Origin of the sequence: Fulvivirga lutimaris, assembly GCF_009711525.1 — a bacterium.
Taxonomy (GTDB): domain Bacteria; phylum Bacteroidota; class Bacteroidia; order Cytophagales; family Cyclobacteriaceae; genus Fulvivirga; species Fulvivirga lutimaris.
The window spans coordinates 1-15,170 of sequence record NZ_SMLV01000407.1 but is presented as its reverse complement, the minus strand read 5'-3'; the positions used below and the strand labels follow the sequence as shown (position 1 = coordinate 15,170).

Genomic DNA, 15,170 nt, shown 5'->3' with positions numbered 1-15,170 from the left:
TTGGCAAAATTAATGATTTTGACAGTTAATGCCTTTGGGCATTTCAATTTATTGGTAAGTTTTTTCACCAGCCTCAATAGCTACCGAAAGTAGGTTTTCTCGAGGCGGAAGAGGGCAACTAAAGCCGTCAGCATAAGCACAGTAGGGGTTGTAAGCAAGATTGAAATCTAAGACAATAGTGTTGCCTCCACTGTGAGTTACATCAAGGTATCGCCCCGCACCATAAGTTTCAATTGCACTAGTTTCATCACCAAATGCAAGAAATAGCTTTTCATCCTCTACGCTTTCCAGAATCAATAAAGTTTGAGGTTTATCTGCAAACGAAAACTCCGCCTTACCATAAGTCAGATATTCCCTTTCTACACCATCATTGGTACCAAGCTTTACAATTCTTGTTGGGTCTGCCTTGGTGAACCTCGCAGTTATTTTGTATTTAATATTTGGCTCGTAATATTTTAGCCCTTCATACTTCACTTCTGAATCTTTAAAGGGAGATTCAGAATTGTTCTTCATAAAAATATCGGCCTCTTCTCTTTCTTCAAGAATATCCGCAATGTATTCTTCAGTGGTTTGTCCTCCTGAGAATGAGTATATCATGATGATAGCGATGACCACACCCACAACGATGCTTAATATTTTTCTTTGATTCATAAATTATAAAATTCCTTCGTCAGCAAAGCTGAAATATGATTCATTGGTAAAGATAAGATGATCCAGCACTGGTATCTCCAAAACAAGTCCTGCTTCTTTCATTTTTTTAGTCAGTGATAAATCCTGAGCACTGGGTTTTAGGTTTCCTGATGGATGATTGTGCACAAGTATGATTGCAGAGGCCAACTCTTCAAGTGCAGATTTAAAAATCAGTTTTGGGTCTGCTACCGTGCCTGATACGCCACCACTGCTAATTAATTTCTTTTTGATGATCTCATTACTTCTGGAAAGCAAGAGCACCCAAAACTCTTCATGTTGCAAATCGAGCAAATCGCCTTTTAGAAACTCATAGACATCTTGTGAGCTTCCAATTTTTGGATTTTTAATAATCTCCTGATTTTTCCTTCTCCTGCCTAGTTCAAGTGCAGCTACAATACTGATGGCTTTAGCTTCACCAATACCCTTAAATTTTGTAAGATCTTTAACTGAAAGCTTTGCCAGGCTGTTGAGGTTATTTTCAGAGCCATTCAATATTTTCTTAGCCAGATCTACAGCACTTAAAGATGCGGTGCCTGAACCAATAAGAATACCTATAAGTTCGGCTTCAGAAAGTGACGCTTTGCCTTTGAGGAGCAATTTCTCTCTCGGACGGTCTTCTTCAGCCCAGTTTTTAATATTTAGATATTCACTAGCTTTTTTCACAGGGTTGAAAATAGTGAAAAATAAAAAAGTCTCCCGCTGTAGCGGGAGACTTTTAATGTCTTAGACCTATTTTTATAATTATAGGCTGTTCACCAACTTGGTAAGCTTAGATTTGTTATGAGCTGCCTTGTTACGGTGAATAATATTTTTCTTTGCCAACTTGTCGATCATAGAGATCACAGTTTTCAATAAACCTTGAGCTTCTGTTTTATCAGTAGTTTCTTTCAACTTCTTGACAAAAGTTCTGGTTGTCTTATGTTGGTATCTGTTTCTTAACCTTTTTGCGTTGTTAGATCTGATTCTTTTTAACGCTGATTTATGATTTGCCATAACTGATCTTAATTCAACTACTCTTTAATTTTGAGTGTGCAAAGGTAGTACTAATATTTATTTCTGCAAAACATATACTCTCAATATTTTTTAAGTTATTTATAGAACAATAACCCCTAACTCACTTTAACCCAGATGAAAAGAGTATTTACAGTTGTTTTGTTGGCTGCAATGTTATCATTTTCTTTTAGCATTTGGGGGTTTTTTGCTCATCAAAAGATTAATAGACTGGCTGTATTTACATTACCGCCAGAGATGATTGGCTTTTATAAGCACAATATTCAATATATAACTGAAAATGCTGTAAACCCAGATAGAAGGAGATATGCTGTTAAAGACGAGGCAGCCAGACACTATTTAGATGCTGATGTTTATGGAGATAGTGCTGTTTATAAGTTGCCCAGGTACTGGAGAGATGCTGTCGAAAAGTATACAGAAGATACATTACAGGCCTACGGTATTGTGCCATGGCATATTAATGCCGTTAAGAACTGGCTGACAGATGCCATGAGAATTAGAGATGCTGAAGCTATATTGAGGTTGTCTGCTGATTTGGGCCATTACATTGGAGACGCTAATGTGCCCTTACATACAACTGAAAATTATAACGGACAGCTTACCGGCCAGTATGGCATTCATGGGTTTTGGGAGTCGAGACTGCCAGAACTATTTTCGGAAGAGTATGATTTTTTTGTTGGTCAGGCGATTTATATAGAAAATGTTCAGCTAGAGGCATGGGAAGCAGTCATTCAGGCTAATGAAGCATTAGACTCAGTTTTTAGGTTTGAAAAGGAACTCTCCAAAAAATTCGGTGAGGATAAAAAGTATTCTTTTGAAACCAGAGGTGCGTCAACAGTAAAAGTCTACTCCAGAGGTTTTTCAAAAGCCTATCATGACGCTTTGAACAATATGGTAGAACGCCAGATGAAAAAAGCCGTTAAAATGGTTGGAGATTTTTGGTACACCTGCTGGATTGATGCAGGACAGCCGGATTTAAAAGATTTGATTGATTTTGAGTTATCTGAAGAGGACCTAGAGAAAAGAAAGGAAGAACTTAAGCTCTGGAAAGAAGTGAGATATAAATCACGAGAGCACGAGTCTGAAAATTAAAAAGGTGCCCTTTTAAACACCTTTTTAATCTGAATTGTGTTGATACTTTCTATTCTTCTGTAGCAATAGAATCTGCTGCCATTTCTTCTTCCATAACTTCCGGTTCTGGCGTTGGTTTTGACTCAACATATTCTTTCAATTGCCGCAGGCCCGTTTCATAACTATCACCTACCATTCCTTCAGAATCCATAACAGACGCGAAAAATGCTCCCATGAGGTCTAAATCTTCATAGCGATAGGTCCAAGTGACTTTGGTTCCATTTTCTACGGGCTCTAAAATCATATCTGCATAGAATCCACCTTTAAAGCCAAAGTCTAACTGTAAAGTTACTCGTTCGTTTTCTTTGGCTTCAATGATCCATTGAGAACCGGCACCCACATCAGGGTGATCACTTTCCCATGACATTTTAGCCCCGACTCCACTTTCAGGACCTTCATATGTATACTTTGTTTCAGGATCTATGGTGAACCATGGAGACCACTCATTAAATCTCTTCATCGTGCTCACTTCCGGGTAAATAACTTCAGGATTTCTTTCAATAACAATGGTCCTTTCTGTTTGACCTTCTTTCGGTTGGAAGCTGGCGTAAATGGCGGCTAGCACTAGTATTGCAACTAAGCCAAAGCCAATAAATTTTAAGATTTTCATGTTGTTATTTTGTTGGTTTTGGTTAATCAAGTTAAAAAGAAATTATGAATTTAGAAATGACTGATTTTTAGCAGTTTCATTTATTAATTTCGCACCATGAACTATTTATCGGTTGATGATATATCGAAGGCCTTTGGTGAAAGGGTACTTTTCAGGAACATTTCTTTTGGGATAGAGCAAGGGCAGAAGGTTGCCCTCGTGGGTGTTAACGGTAGTGGAAAAACCACTTTGCTCAAAATCCTTGCAGGCATAGATGTGCCAGATAAGGGAGAAGTTGTGGTAAATAATTCTGTGAAGATCGCTTATCTGGAGCAGCAACCAGAATTTGGCGCTACCGATGATATCATTGAGGCGGTGCTTGGTGGTGATAAAAAGATGGCTCAACTGATTTCAAAGTATGAGCATCACCTTAAACTCGCTGAAACTGATCCTAAATCAATGGAAATAATTGGTGATTTGATTGAAGAGATGGACAAGGCCGATGCCTGGACTTATGAATCGCAGATAAAGGAAGTTTTGGGCAAACTTGGTATTCACGATCTTGAGAAAAAGATTAGTGATATGTCTGGTGGGCAAAAGAAACGCGTTGGACTTGCCAAGGCGTTAATAGAAAAGCCTGATCTGGTAATACTTGATGAGCCTACTAACCATCTTGATTTAGAAGCTATTGAGTGGCTGGAAAGTTTTCTATCCAGTAGTCAAATGGGAATTATAATGGTTACACATGATAGGTATTTTCTTGAGCAGGTAACCAATGAAATCATTGAGCTTGATAATGAGCAGGTATATCGCTATTTGGGGAATTATTCATATTTCCTTGAAAAGAAGTCGGAACGTGAACAAATGGCACAATCTGAAAAGGAAAAGGCCGCTAACCTTTTTAAAAAAGAGCTTGACTGGATCAGGAGACAGCCAAAGGCGAGAGGGACCAAGGCCAAATACAGAGTTGATGCTTTTGAGGGAATAAAAGAAAAGGCTCATCAAAATCTTGATAAGGTAGAATTAGAACTGGACATCAATCAACGAAGACAAGGAGGCAAAATTCTTGAGATTGAAGAAATTACCAAATCCTTTGGTAATCAGAGTATTATAAAACCATTTAGTTACATATTTAAGAAGGGAGAGCGCGTTGGTATTGTTGGTAAAAACGGTGCTGGTAAATCTACTTTCCTAAACCTGCTGACGGGTGCACTTCAGCCAGATACTGGTAAAATAGACAAAGGTCAGACTACTGTATTTGGTTATTACAAGCAGCAGGAGCCTAATTTTAAGCCTGGAATGAAGGTTATTGAGGTTGTTCAGGAAGTGGCAGAAATAGTAACGCTGTCTAATGGAAGTACTGTTTCTGCATCTAAATTTTTAACCCAATTTAACTTTTCTGCTAAGGCCCAATATGATTATGTAGACAAGCTAAGTGGTGGCGAAAAAAGGAGACTACAATTACTTAGAGTTTTAATTGAAAACCCGAATTTCTTAATACTTGATGAGCCTACTAATGATCTGGACTTAATTACCCTCAGAACACTAGAGGAGTTTCTTTTTAGCTTTCAGGGATGTTTGATCATAGTTAGCCATGATAGGTATTTTATGGATAGACTGGTTAATCATCTCTTTGTTTTTGAAAAGAATAAAGCCATAGTAGATTTTCCTGGAAATTACTCTACATATAGAAACTCTGAGCAGGCAAATGCACAGGACGAAAGTGCCCTAAAACCGAAGCAGGAAAAGCAGAAGAATATTGTTAAAGCAGCAACTGATGAAAGAAAACTTAGCTATGCAGAGAAACGAGAGTTTGAACAGCTAGAAAAAGATATTGAGCAGTTAAACAATAAGAAAGAAGAGCTCAACCAGCTCTTAGTTTCTGGGGAGAACGATCACGAGAAATTAACACAGTGGGGTATTGATCTTAAGCAGATAGAGGAAGAAATTGATGCTAAAGAGTTGAGGTGGCTGGAGCTTTCAGAGTTTAATTAGGAAAAATTTCTAAACATTCAGGAAAAATTTCCTTAAATTAGTGGTATGGAAACAAATGAACCACAAGCCATATACAGTAGATATAAATCAAAATTATCAGACCCAGCCACAATTGTGTTTTCTGCGCAAAAGGGCGTCTCAGCTAAGATATTTGATGATGTAGTCAAGCTTTTCGGAAATACCGATTATATGGCCGAGGTGGTAGAGCTTACACAAAAGACAATTAATAAATACCGCACTCAAAATATCAAATTCAGTCCTATAAGAAGTGAGATCATGCTTAAGCTTATAGCCCTTTACCAAAAAGGGGTATCTATTTTTGGCAATAGAGATGCTTTCATTTCATGGCTATCAAAGCCTTCTTTTGGTATTGGAGGTCATATACCATTAGATTTAGTTAAAACCTCAGATGGCATTGACCTTATAACAGATGAGTTAGACCGTATCCAATATGGTGATACTGCATGATTGTTTACAGAATAACGCTTACTAAATTTTCCGATAAACTTTATGCCTCTGGAAGACCGGCCAGATGGAATTCTGCTGGTACGTTCATGATATACTCCGCTTCATCAAGAGCATTGGCATGTTTGGAGAATCTGGTGCATAGAAGGGGGGAAGGGTTGGACGCCTCTTTTAGAACTTTGGTGATTGAAATTCCTGATAAGATAAAGATCGAAACTTTCGAGAAGAGTAAACTTCCAAAAAACTGGACTTCATTTAAGGGGCAGTTACATACCAAATTTGTGGGTGATGGGTGGTGTAAGTCTGGCAGTTCAGCTGTAATACAAGTTCCATCAGCCATTATTCCTGAAGAAAGTAACTACCTACTTAATCCTCATCACCCTGACTTTAGCAAAATTAAGATCAAGGCGGTGGAGGAATTTCAGTTCGACAACAGGTTTTAGTCCTTCCATTTAATTTCCCATACTTCATCTTCGCTGGCTACTGTTGTGTATAGAGCATGTTCATGTCTGGCAACAATGACTTTATCATCAGACCACCTAAGCTTTTCTTGCTCAATAACAATGGTGCTGTTCTTCTTATGAAATGCCATAATGTTATTACTCTTAGGTAAAACTATTTCATAGCTTTCACTTGCTTCTATTACAGGGTTGATATTTACTTTTAATTCAGTGTTTTCAAGTAGTTCAATGGCCTTTTTTACATTAGGAACGCCATAACCTAAATAGTTATTAGGGTATGGATATAAGTGACTTGATTTGATCAGGATATCACGAATTTCAGCATTATCAATATCTGGTTTTGCCTGCATCAAACAAGCCACTAGCCCGGTAATTACCGGAGCGGCAAATGAAGTGCCCCCAGCAGCGAAACATGATACTTCCGGCTTTACCTGATTCAAATGTTCCGGGCCTATGGAGCTGTAACCCAATTTGTTCCAATACCGGTGACCAGATGATCCAACGGCAATTACACCTTTGGCATCTGCTGGAATAGAAATGATTTTAAAGCCATCATTACCATCATTACCAGCAGAAACTATGATAGTCATCCCTTTTTCTTTGACAGCCATATCTACAACTCTGGTTAATGCACTGGTTTTTCCATCTACTTGAGAAGGCTTGTAATCATCCTCTGGATTATCAAAGCCAGTGCTGTAGCCTAATGAAGAGTTTATCAACCTCACACCCTGACCATGCATCCACTCAAGTGCTGCTATCCAGTAATCTTCCTCACCATGGTATTCTTTATCAGCCTGGTCTGTACGAGCCAGATAAAATTCACTTTGGTTGGCAAGGCCGGTAAAACTATTGTCATCAAAACCGGCCAAAGCTTGCCATACCCTTGTTCCGTGATTGTCGTTATTTTTTTCAGGCCCTGAGTAAGGGTCTACAATTTCTCTTTCTATGTAATTCTGATACCCCTTGATTTGATCATTGGCAATAATCTTTTCAAGGTACCTATCTTCATTAGCAGCGAAAAAACCAGCATCAATAATTCCTACTTTGATTCCCTTTCCATTTAACCCAAGACTGATTAATGTATCCGCTTTTATTTGATCTAACACCCGTGCAAGCTGATATGTATCAGAGCTATTAGCGGATAGTATTTGTATGTTTCTATCTATAGGGTCAATTCTTTTGACAAAGGGTTGGTCTTTCAGCTGCTCCAATTCAGAGTTCTTTAAAAATGCAGAAGTGGCATTCAACCATTTAGATGTGACTACTGACTGTATGTGGTTAGCAGTTAAATAAGCATTGAAAATAGAGTCAATTGAAGCTTTTTCTATACTTCTTTCTTCACCTGCAATTGACATTTTGTCTTTTAGATATATCCAGTACTTTTGTTGCCCTTGGGTACCCAAGGAGATCAATAAAAATAGTAAAAGGCTTATCCACTTTGACATTACTGTAAATTAATTGATTTTAAGTTTTTAGAATAGAAAATAGATTATAAATACATATTCATGAAATATACACCTCTTAACGCTCAACTCTACATTCAAAACAGAAAGCAATTTGCTGGCCAAATGAAATCAAATGCATTGGCTGTATTTAATTCAAATGACATTATGCCAACCAATGCTGATGGCACAATGGTATTCAGACAAAACAATGACATATTAAGTTTGTCTGGCATAGATCAGGAGGAAAGTATATTGGTGTTGTATCCAGACTTTTATGATAAATCATTTTCTGAAATTCTTTTTCTAAAAGAAACCAATGAAAATATAGCCATTTGGGAAGGGCACAAGTACACTAAAGAAGAGGCTAGAGCAACATCAGGAGTTCAAACCATCATGTGGTTATCTCAGTTCGAAAGCGTTTTTAATACACTAATGGCTGAAGCAGAATATGTTTATTTAAATACCAATGAGCATATAAGAGCAGTGGTGGAAGTGCAAACCAGAGATAGGAGATTTATCGATTGGTGCAGAGATAAATACCCTTTGCATAAGTATGAGCGATCTGCACCTATTATGCATGACATTAGAGCTGTAAAATCTGATATTGAGATTGAAGCTTTGCAAGTGGCCTGTGACATTACTGAAAAAGGGTTTAGAAGAGTAGCTGCTTTTGTGAAACCGGGTGTAACTGAATATGAAATTGAGGCAGAATACCTTCACGAATTTGTTAGAAACAGATCTAGAGGCTTTGCTTATACGCCTATAGTGGCTTCAGGTGCTAGTGCCTGCGTTTTGCACTATATAGATAACAATCAGGAATGTAAAGATGGTGATGTGCTGCTGATGGATGTGGGAGCAGAGTATGGTAACTACAATGCTGATATGACTCGTTGCTTACCTGTTAGTGGTAGGTTTACGGAGAGACAAAAGGCAGTTTATAATGCTGTTTTGAGGGTTAAAGATGAAGCTACTAAGATGTTGAGGCCAGGCAATGTGATACCTGATTATCATAAAGAAGTGGGCAAGTTGATGGAAAAGGAATTAATTGGTTTGGGTTTAATTGATTCAACTGATGTTAAAAATCAGAACCCAGCCAGTCCTGCTTATAAAAAGTATTTTATGCATGGTACTTCTCATCATCTGGGCTTAGATGTGCATGATGTGCCAAACATCTACAAGCCTATGAAAGAAGGAATGGTTTTTACTGTTGAACCAGGAATATATATTCCTGAAGAAAATTTAGGAGTGAGGTTGGAGAATAATGTGGTGATAACGAAAGATGGCACATTCGATCTAATGAGAAATATCCCTATTGATGCAGATGAGATAGAGGAAATAATGAATAGCAAATGAGTGATAACAGCATAAAAAACTCAGACAAAGCCCCTGAGCCAGTAGGGCTTTACCCACATGCCAGAAAAGTTGGAAACCTATTATTTCTATCTGGAGTGGGCCCACGTAAAAGAGGCTCAAAAGAAATACCAGGTGTAACCCTTGATGATAGTGGTAATATAATAGAATACGATATTGAGGCTCAGTGTCATTCAGTTTTTGAGAATGTTAGGTTAGTGCTTGAGGCATCAGGTAGTAGCTGGGATAAGCTTGTGGATGTCACGGTATTTCTAACCAATATGAAGGATGATTTCAAGAAGTATAACGCTGTCTATGCAGAGTACTTTAAGGATAACCAGCCATGCAGAACAACCGTAGAAATTAATGCATTGCCAACACCAATAGCTATTGAACTTAAATGTATAGCAACAATATGATACGGCAATTAGTATTTCTATTAATTGTAGTATGCCTGGTAAGTTGTAAGAAAGAGGAACAAGAGAATTGGATTCAGCTTTTTAATGGTAAAGACCTTCAGGGATGGACACCAAAAATAGCTGGGTATCCTGTTGGTGAGAACTATAAAAACACTTTTAGTGTAGAAGAGGGTATTCTAAAAGTCAAGTACAATGAGTACGACTCTTTCAATAACGAATTTGGCCATTTATTTTTTGAGAAGCCTTATTCGCATTATAGACTAAGAGCAGAATATAGATTTACTGGAGAACAAATCAAGGGTTCGCCTATATGGGGCTATAAAAATAATGGGTTCATGCTCCATGGTCAGACACCAGAATCTATGACATTAGATCAGTATTTTCCGATATCCTTAGAAATGCAATTAAAAGGAACGAATAGGGAGGAGAATGCTCCTAATGGGAATTTGTGTACACCAGGAACGACAGTTCAAATCGATGGCAAGTATATCACTGAACATTGTTATGAGGGAAAAGGGCCAAAGCATTACCAGGATGATTGGGTAACGGCAGAGATAATTGTTTATGGTGACAGTGTTATCCATCATTTAATAAATGGAGATACCGTTTTAACTTACTACAGCCCAAAGATAAGTTTTGAAGAAAGTCCTGATTACAAAAGTCCAAACCCTGATGGCAGGTTATCATCCGGTACCATTTCTATTCAGGCAGAGTCACATCCCACTGAGTTTAGAAAAATAGAACTTCTAGACCTGTCAAAATAAAACACCCTCTTTGGGAGGGTGTTCTTGGGCAATTTGGTGGACAATTAATATTTATAATAACTCATTAGCAAGGTTTGCTAATTCTGATCTTTCACCTTTTTCCAGGGTAACATGAGCATAAAGTTCATGGTCTTTCACTCGATCGATCAAATAGGACAATCCATTACTCTGTGAATCAAGATAAGGGGTATCAATCTGATAGATATCTCCTGTAAAAATGATCTTAGTGTTTTCCCCAGCTCTAGTTATGATGGTTTTAACCTCATGAGGTGTCAAATTCTGAGCTTCATCAACTATAAAGCAGATGTTTGATAAACTTCTACCTCTTATATAGGCCAAAGGAGTAATAACAAGTTTTTCCATATTTACCATTTCGGTAATCTTAGAATACTCTTTATCAGACTCGTGATATTGGTTTTGAATAAACTTCAGGTTATCCCAAAGCGGCTCCATATATGGGTTTAGCTTTGACTTAATATCACCAGGCAAATAACCAATATCTTTATTACTCAAAGGAACAATAGGTCTTGCAAGATATATTTGCTTGAAATCTCTTTTCTGCTCAAGTGCTGCCGCTAATGCAATTAAGGTCTTACCAGTACCGGCCACACCTTGCATACTTACGAGCTTGATGTCTGGGTTAAGTATGGCATGGATAGCAAATGCCTGTTCTGCATTTCTTGGCTTAATACCATAAACAGATCTTTTTTCTACCTGTTCTACCTGATCTAACACTGGATTGTAGTAGGCTAAAACAGACTTCTTTCCATTTTTTAAAATGTAGTAGCCATTTTTTTGAGGCTTTTTCTTGCCTAATATATCCTCAGGGATACATTTTCCTTTTTCATAAAGCTCATTAATCTTGTCTGGTGATGTTCTGTCCTGAACAGTTTTACCTGTGTAAAGCGAACTTACATTCTTTACCTTACCAGTAGTGTAGTCTTCGGCCGGCAGACCCAATGATTTAGCCTTGAGCCTAAGATTTATGTCTTTAGAGACTAAAATAACCTTGCGGTCTTTCATCTCTTCTTTTAGCTGTAGTGCTGAATTGAGTATTCTATGATCAGCCTTTTCTTCATCAAAGACTTTTGTAGCATCAATAGTGCTACTTTGATCCATCAAAACTTTAAAGCTCCCTCTGGTTTTTCCATTTAGTGGATTCCAGTTGTGAAGCATTTTTCCATCAGCTAGCTTATCAATCAACCTGATAAATTCCCGAGCTTCAAAATTCTTAGTATCATTCCCTTTCTTAAACTGGTCCAGTTCTTCCAAAACAGTAATTGGAATGCCCACATCATGTTCATCAAAATTCATGATGGAGTTGTGTTCATAGATAATTACTGAAGTGTCAAGGACAAAAATCTTCTTTTCTTTATTCTCCGCTTTCGCCATACAGGTAGGATTAAAAAATGCCTTGTAGTTAGTCTAAAAATAGACAACTGTTTATAAAGGCAAAAGAAGTCTTGAAATAATTTAAAATTTATTTTTCAACCTGTAAATATCTCCCTTATCGTAGGGCTCTACAGATAATACGTTGGCTAGCACTAAGATTATCAGCGTGTTTGATGCAGTGTACTTGTTTAACTTGGCCACTTTCTGAAATTGGTAAAGGTTAATGGTTTTATGTTCTTCCAGATATGACATCAAAACCTTTTCTTTCTCGCCAAAATTGAACTTGATGTCTTTGTTACGCTTTTGTCTTTTTATTATCTCCCTAACCTCTCTGCTAGCTTTTATGCTTTTATCAGCAAACCGAACATAGACTTGTCCCCACTTGCTGTCAGTGTCCTCTTTTACGTGCAGCGGTCTTTTACTACTGACAGGAATGTCATAGACCAACGCAGTATTTTTTTCATTGATGGCTACATGAGTAATCTCAAAGTCGGGGAGTGGCTTACACATTTTTTCGATGGTATGGTTGAGCGCATAAATTTCATCCTCGGGGAATTTAACACCAGGTATAGTGCCATCATCAGATACACCAATAAGCAGCTTTCCGCCTTTTGTATTGGCGAAAGCAACAATCTCTTTTATGATCTTTTCTGGGTGAGCTACCTTTCTTTTAAACTCTAGTGTTTCTGACTCACCCTGTGAGACAAGTCGTTTTAATTCTTGAAAAGTCATTTTTCATGGGCTTACCTAAAATCACTTTCATCTGCATCATCGTCAGGCTCAGGCATCGTAAACATGCTGCTTAATAGATCTTTAAACTGCAGACCCTTGGCTAATTGGTGTTTACTCAGCATACTGTACTCTGACAAACCGTGTAATGCAAACTCCATCAAAAATAAACGTAAATCATTATCTACTTTACCCTGAGATGATTTTATTAATTCTTTAAGCCCCGGTACTGCCTCTAAGGCTTTTACATAATCTTTTGAACTAAAGTCATTTAAAATATCTAAGACATTTTCTTCGCCAAACCAATCGGTAATGGTTTTGTACGGATTTGGAGCTTTCTGTTTTCTTATTTTATCAGGGTCAGGGAAAAACTCAACAAACTTGGTGCGTATCGCTTTGCCCACCAGGTTGTGCGCTACTATACCTGGACCTTCCTGCTCGCCTTCATATACAAGTTCTACCTTACCCGTGATGGATGGAATAACTCCATAAAAGTCTGAAACACGGATGTAGGTCTTTTCATTATTGATCAGCGCTCTTCTTTCTGCAGCACTCATCAGGTTTTCATAGGCTGAAATTGTTAGCCTGGCAGAAACACCACTCTTAGCATCAACATACTCACTGTTTCTCGCTTCAAAAGCAATTTGTTCAATCAAATCCTTAGCCATCTCATTGACGGTAACAGTGGCTTCCTGTTCTGGCTTAATATGAGCCTCTTGCTCAGTAATTTTTCTACCTATATCTATAGACCTAGGGTAATGGGTGATGATCTGACTATCGATTCTATCTTTTAAGGGAGTAACTATGCTACCACGATTGGTGTAATCTTCCGGGTTTGCGGTAAACACAAATTGTATTTCCAGCGGCATTCTGAGTTTGAAACCACGAATCTGAATATCACCTTCCTGAAGGATATTAAACAAAGCCACCTGTATTCTGGGTTGCAAATCAGGCAACTCATTGATTACAAAAATGCATCTGTGTGATCTTGGTATCAATCCAAAATGGATAACTCGCTCATCAGAATAAGGCAGCTTCATAGTAGCTGCTTTTATTGGGTCTACATCTCCAATTAAATCTGCAATGCTTACATCTGGTGTGGCCAGCTTTTCGGTATATCTCTCATCTCTATGCAGCCAGCTGATAGGTGTATCATCACCTTTCTCTTCAATAACATCTCTGCCAAATCTTGATATTGGCTGTAAGGGATCATCATTCATTTCACTTCCAGAAATATAAGGAATGTACTCATCCAGAAGTTTGACCATCATTCTAGCCATTCTTGTTTTAGCCTGGCCTCTTAGACCCAAAAAGTTAATGTCATGCATGGATAGAATGGCGCGCTCAAGATCCGGAATAACCGTTTCTTCATAGCCCCATATTCCTTCAAATACATTGACTTTGTTCTTTAAGTTCTGAATCAAATTATCTCTTAATTCCTGTTTTACAGACCGGGATTTGTATCCCGATTTCTTCAATGCACCTAAGGTTTTAATTTCGTTGTGGTTCATATATAGCTTATAACTTTTTTCGTCTGTTTCGTCTGTAATCTTCAAATATTAAGTGGCCTAGGCCTTGTAAGTTACTATAGTAAGCGTTGCCATCATTTACTTTTGTAAACTCTTTAACAAACTCCTTTAAGTAAGGGTCTGAGGCAATCATAAAAGTAGTAACTGGTATTTTTAATTTCTTGCACTGTTTGGCTAAGTTTAGTGTTCTGTTCAGAATCTTACTATCCAGACCAAAGCTGTTTTTATAATACTTTATACCTTCTTTGAGGCAAGTTGGCTTGCCATCTGTAATCATAAAAATCTGCTTGTTGGCATTTTTTCTTCTTCTCAAAAGGTCCATCGCCAACTCTAATCCGGCTACGGTATTGGTATGATATGGGCCTACCTGTAAGTAGGGAAGGTCTTTAATTTTAATTTGCCATGCATCATTTCCAAAAACAATGATATCCAGTGTGTCTTTAGGGTATTTCTTAGTTACCAGTTCTGCAAGGGCCATTGCTACCTTCTTTGCTGGGGTTATTCTGTCTTCACCATAAAGTATCATAGAGTGGGAAATGTCTATCATAAGTACGGTGGAGGTCTGAGTTTTAAACTCATTCTCCATCACCTCAAGATCTCCCTCTGTCATCATGAAACTGTCAAGTCCATGATTAATTTGAGCATTTCTCAAGGAGTCTGTCATCGATATTTGCTCCAATGTATCTCCAAATTGATAGTCACGTTTATCAGTGCTTGGTTCATCACCCAGCCCACCAAAATTTGTTTTATGGTCTCCTTTTTTTGACTTTTTGAGCTTGCCGAAGATTTCTTCTAATGCACTGCTTCTCATTTTCTGCTCACTTTTGGCAGTCACCTCAAACTTACCTTCAGGATTTTCATCTGTGATGTAGCCTTTGTTCTTTAGGTCATCAATAAAATCACCAATATCGTAATCTTTTCCGGTGAGTTTATATTGCCTATCAACATTATTCAGCCAGCTCAAAGCTTCTGAAACATCACCTGCCGTAATTACCAGTAGCTGCAAGAAAATGTCTAAAAGTTTATCAAAATCAGATTTATTTTCTTTTGGATCTGGAACAAAGTCTGTAAAGCGGTGCCCAAGCATAGTTAATTTTACGTAGATGAGTAGTACAATTTACCTAACCAAATTACTGTTAATTCTGTTCATTACCCCATTCGATTTAATTTCATTGTTCCTTTCTACAATGTAAGATTTAA

16 protein-coding genes are annotated in these 15,170 nt (G+C 37.8%); 7 read left to right on the top strand and 9 right to left on the bottom strand.

The features are described 5' to 3' along the window. Positions 1-48: 48 nt before the first annotated feature. From E1140_RS14585 to rpsT, 3 genes are all read right to left on the bottom strand, one after another. Positions 49-651 (bottom strand): DUF1684 domain-containing protein, encoded by a 603-nt coding sequence (locus tag E1140_RS14585; RefSeq protein WP_155185297.1) that lies wholly within the window; start codon positions 649-651, stop codon positions 49-51. A gap of 3 nt (positions 652-654) precedes the next feature. Next, a complete protein-coding gene (gene radC, locus E1140_RS14580; RefSeq protein WP_185153606.1) occupies positions 655-1,353 on the bottom strand; it encodes a RadC family protein in 699 nt (232 codons plus the stop codon). A gap of 78 nt (positions 1,354-1,431) precedes the next feature. Further along, a complete protein-coding gene (rpsT, locus tag E1140_RS14575; protein WP_155185294.1) occupies positions 1,432-1,683 on the bottom strand; it encodes a 30S ribosomal protein S20 in 252 nt (83 codons plus the stop codon). Positions 1,684-1,818: 135 nt separating this feature from the next. On the opposite strand from rpsT, the gene E1140_RS14570 reads away from it, so the two are divergent. Beyond that, positions 1,819-2,793 (top strand): zinc dependent phospholipase C family protein, encoded by a 975-nt coding sequence (locus E1140_RS14570; RefSeq protein ID WP_155185291.1) that lies wholly within the window; start codon positions 1,819-1,821, stop codon positions 2,791-2,793. A 49-nt stretch (positions 2,794-2,842) separates the two neighbouring features. Here the strand turns inward: E1140_RS14570 and E1140_RS14565 are convergent, their stop codons facing one another. Beyond that, the gene (locus E1140_RS14565; protein WP_155185288.1) at positions 2,843-3,442 is read right to left on the bottom strand and encodes an SRPBCC family protein; all 600 of its coding nucleotides are present in this window, start codon (positions 3,440-3,442) and stop codon (positions 2,843-2,845) included. A gap of 96 nt (positions 3,443-3,538) precedes the next feature. On the opposite strand from E1140_RS14565, the gene E1140_RS14560 reads away from it, so the two are divergent. From E1140_RS14560 to E1140_RS14550, 3 genes are read left to right on the top strand one after another with little or no spacing between them, the layout of a single operon-like run. Next, entirely contained in the window at positions 3,539-5,416 is a 1,878-nt protein-coding gene (locus tag E1140_RS14560; protein ID WP_155185285.1) for an ABC-F family ATP-binding cassette domain-containing protein, read from the top strand. A gap of 45 nt (positions 5,417-5,461) precedes the next feature. Beyond that, complete coding sequence (locus E1140_RS14555) at positions 5,462-5,884, top strand: antitoxin Xre/MbcA/ParS toxin-binding domain-containing protein (RefSeq protein WP_155185281.1); 423 nt, start codon at positions 5,462-5,464, stop codon at positions 5,882-5,884. Beyond that, positions 5,881-6,324: an RES family NAD+ phosphorylase gene (locus E1140_RS14550; protein WP_155185278.1), complete on the top strand. Its 444-nt coding sequence runs from the start codon at positions 5,881-5,883 to the stop codon at positions 6,322-6,324. The genes E1140_RS14555 and E1140_RS14550 overlap by 4 nt, the downstream gene beginning before the upstream one ends. Here E1140_RS14550 and E1140_RS14545 read toward each other — a convergent pair. Then, positions 6,321-7,787, bottom strand: coding sequence for a S8 family serine peptidase (locus E1140_RS14545; protein ID WP_155185275.1), 1,467 nt, complete (start codon positions 7,785-7,787; stop codon positions 6,321-6,323). The genes E1140_RS14550 and E1140_RS14545 overlap by 4 nt on opposite strands. Positions 7,788-7,847: 60 nt before the next feature. Here E1140_RS14545 and E1140_RS14540 point away from each other — a divergent pair, with 60 nt between their 5' ends. Genes E1140_RS14540 through E1140_RS14530 form a run of 3 tightly spaced genes read left to right on the top strand, consistent with a single transcriptional unit; the run spans position 7,848 to position 10,320 of the window. Further along, the gene (locus E1140_RS14540; RefSeq protein WP_155185272.1) at positions 7,848-9,140 is read left to right on the top strand and encodes an aminopeptidase P family protein; all 1,293 of its coding nucleotides are present in this window, start codon (positions 7,848-7,850) and stop codon (positions 9,138-9,140) included. After that, positions 9,137-9,556: a RidA family protein gene (locus E1140_RS14535; protein WP_155185269.1), complete on the top strand. Its 420-nt coding sequence runs from the start codon at positions 9,137-9,139 to the stop codon at positions 9,554-9,556. Before E1140_RS14540 ends, E1140_RS14535 begins: the two co-directional genes overlap by 4 nt. After that, entirely contained in the window at positions 9,553-10,320 is a 768-nt protein-coding gene (locus E1140_RS14530; RefSeq protein WP_155185266.1) for a 3-keto-disaccharide hydrolase, read from the top strand. The genes E1140_RS14535 and E1140_RS14530 overlap by 4 nt, the downstream gene beginning before the upstream one ends. A gap of 51 nt (positions 10,321-10,371) precedes the next feature. Here the strand turns inward: E1140_RS14530 and E1140_RS14525 are convergent, their stop codons facing one another. From E1140_RS14525 to E1140_RS14510, 4 genes are all read right to left on the bottom strand, one after another. Continuing rightward, complete coding sequence (locus E1140_RS14525; RefSeq protein WP_155185262.1) at positions 10,372-11,712, bottom strand: PhoH family protein; 1,341 nt, start codon at positions 11,710-11,712, stop codon at positions 10,372-10,374. 81 nt (positions 11,713-11,793) lie between these two features. Beyond that, positions 11,794-12,444, bottom strand: coding sequence for an AlbA family DNA-binding domain-containing protein (locus tag E1140_RS14520; protein ID WP_155185259.1), 651 nt, complete (start codon positions 12,442-12,444; stop codon positions 11,794-11,796). Between the two features lie 11 nt (positions 12,445-12,455). Beyond that, entirely contained in the window at positions 12,456-13,952 is a 1,497-nt protein-coding gene (locus tag E1140_RS14515) for a P-loop NTPase family protein (RefSeq protein ID WP_155185256.1), read from the bottom strand. Between the two features lie 7 nt (positions 13,953-13,959). Next, a complete protein-coding gene (locus E1140_RS14510) occupies positions 13,960-15,057 on the bottom strand; it encodes a vWA domain-containing protein (protein ID WP_155185252.1) in 1,098 nt (365 codons plus the stop codon). Between the last annotated feature and the right edge of the window lie 113 nt (positions 15,058-15,170).

Bases quoted from the DNA above. Each gene is read 5' to 3' on its own strand.
- E1140_RS14545 (WP_155185275.1), bottom strand. From the start codon at position 7,787: ATGTCAAAGTGGATAAGCCTTTTACTATTTTTATTGATCTCCTTGGGT.
- E1140_RS14565 (WP_155185288.1), bottom strand. From the start codon at position 3,442: ATGAAAATCTTAAAATTTATTGGCTTTGGCTTAGTTGCAATACTAGTG.
- E1140_RS14555 (WP_155185281.1), top strand. From the start codon at position 5,462: ATGGAAACAAATGAACCACAAGCCATATACAGTAGATATAAATCAAAA.
- E1140_RS14570 (WP_155185291.1), top strand. From the start codon at position 1,819: ATGAAAAGAGTATTTACAGTTGTTTTGTTGGCTGCAATGTTATCATTT.
- E1140_RS14510 (WP_155185252.1), bottom strand. From the start codon at position 15,057: ATGCTTGGGCACCGCTTTACAGACTTTGTTCCAGATCCAAAAGAAAAT.
- E1140_RS14515 (WP_155185256.1), bottom strand. From the start codon at position 13,952: ATGAACCACAACGAAATTAAAACCTTAGGTGCATTGAAGAAATCGGGA.
- E1140_RS14535 (WP_155185269.1), top strand. From the start codon at position 9,137: ATGAGTGATAACAGCATAAAAAACTCAGACAAAGCCCCTGAGCCAGTA.
- E1140_RS14540 (WP_155185272.1), top strand. From the start codon at position 7,848: ATGAAATATACACCTCTTAACGCTCAACTCTACATTCAAAACAGAAAG.
- E1140_RS14530 (WP_155185266.1), top strand. From the start codon at position 9,553: ATGATACGGCAATTAGTATTTCTATTAATTGTAGTATGCCTGGTAAGT.
- E1140_RS14550 (WP_155185278.1), top strand. From the start codon at position 5,881: ATGATTGTTTACAGAATAACGCTTACTAAATTTTCCGATAAACTTTAT.
- E1140_RS14585 (WP_155185297.1), bottom strand. From the start codon at position 651: ATGAATCAAAGAAAAATATTAAGCATCGTTGTGGGTGTGGTCATCGCT.
- rpsT (WP_155185294.1), bottom strand. From the start codon at position 1,683: ATGGCAAATCATAAATCAGCGTTAAAAAGAATCAGATCTAACAACGCA.
- E1140_RS14520 (WP_155185259.1), bottom strand. From the start codon at position 12,444: ATGACTTTTCAAGAATTAAAACGACTTGTCTCACAGGGTGAGTCAGAA.
- E1140_RS14525 (WP_155185262.1), bottom strand. From the start codon at position 11,712: ATGGCGAAAGCGGAGAATAAAGAAAAGAAGATTTTTGTCCTTGACACT.
- E1140_RS14560 (WP_155185285.1), top strand. From the start codon at position 3,539: ATGAACTATTTATCGGTTGATGATATATCGAAGGCCTTTGGTGAAAGG.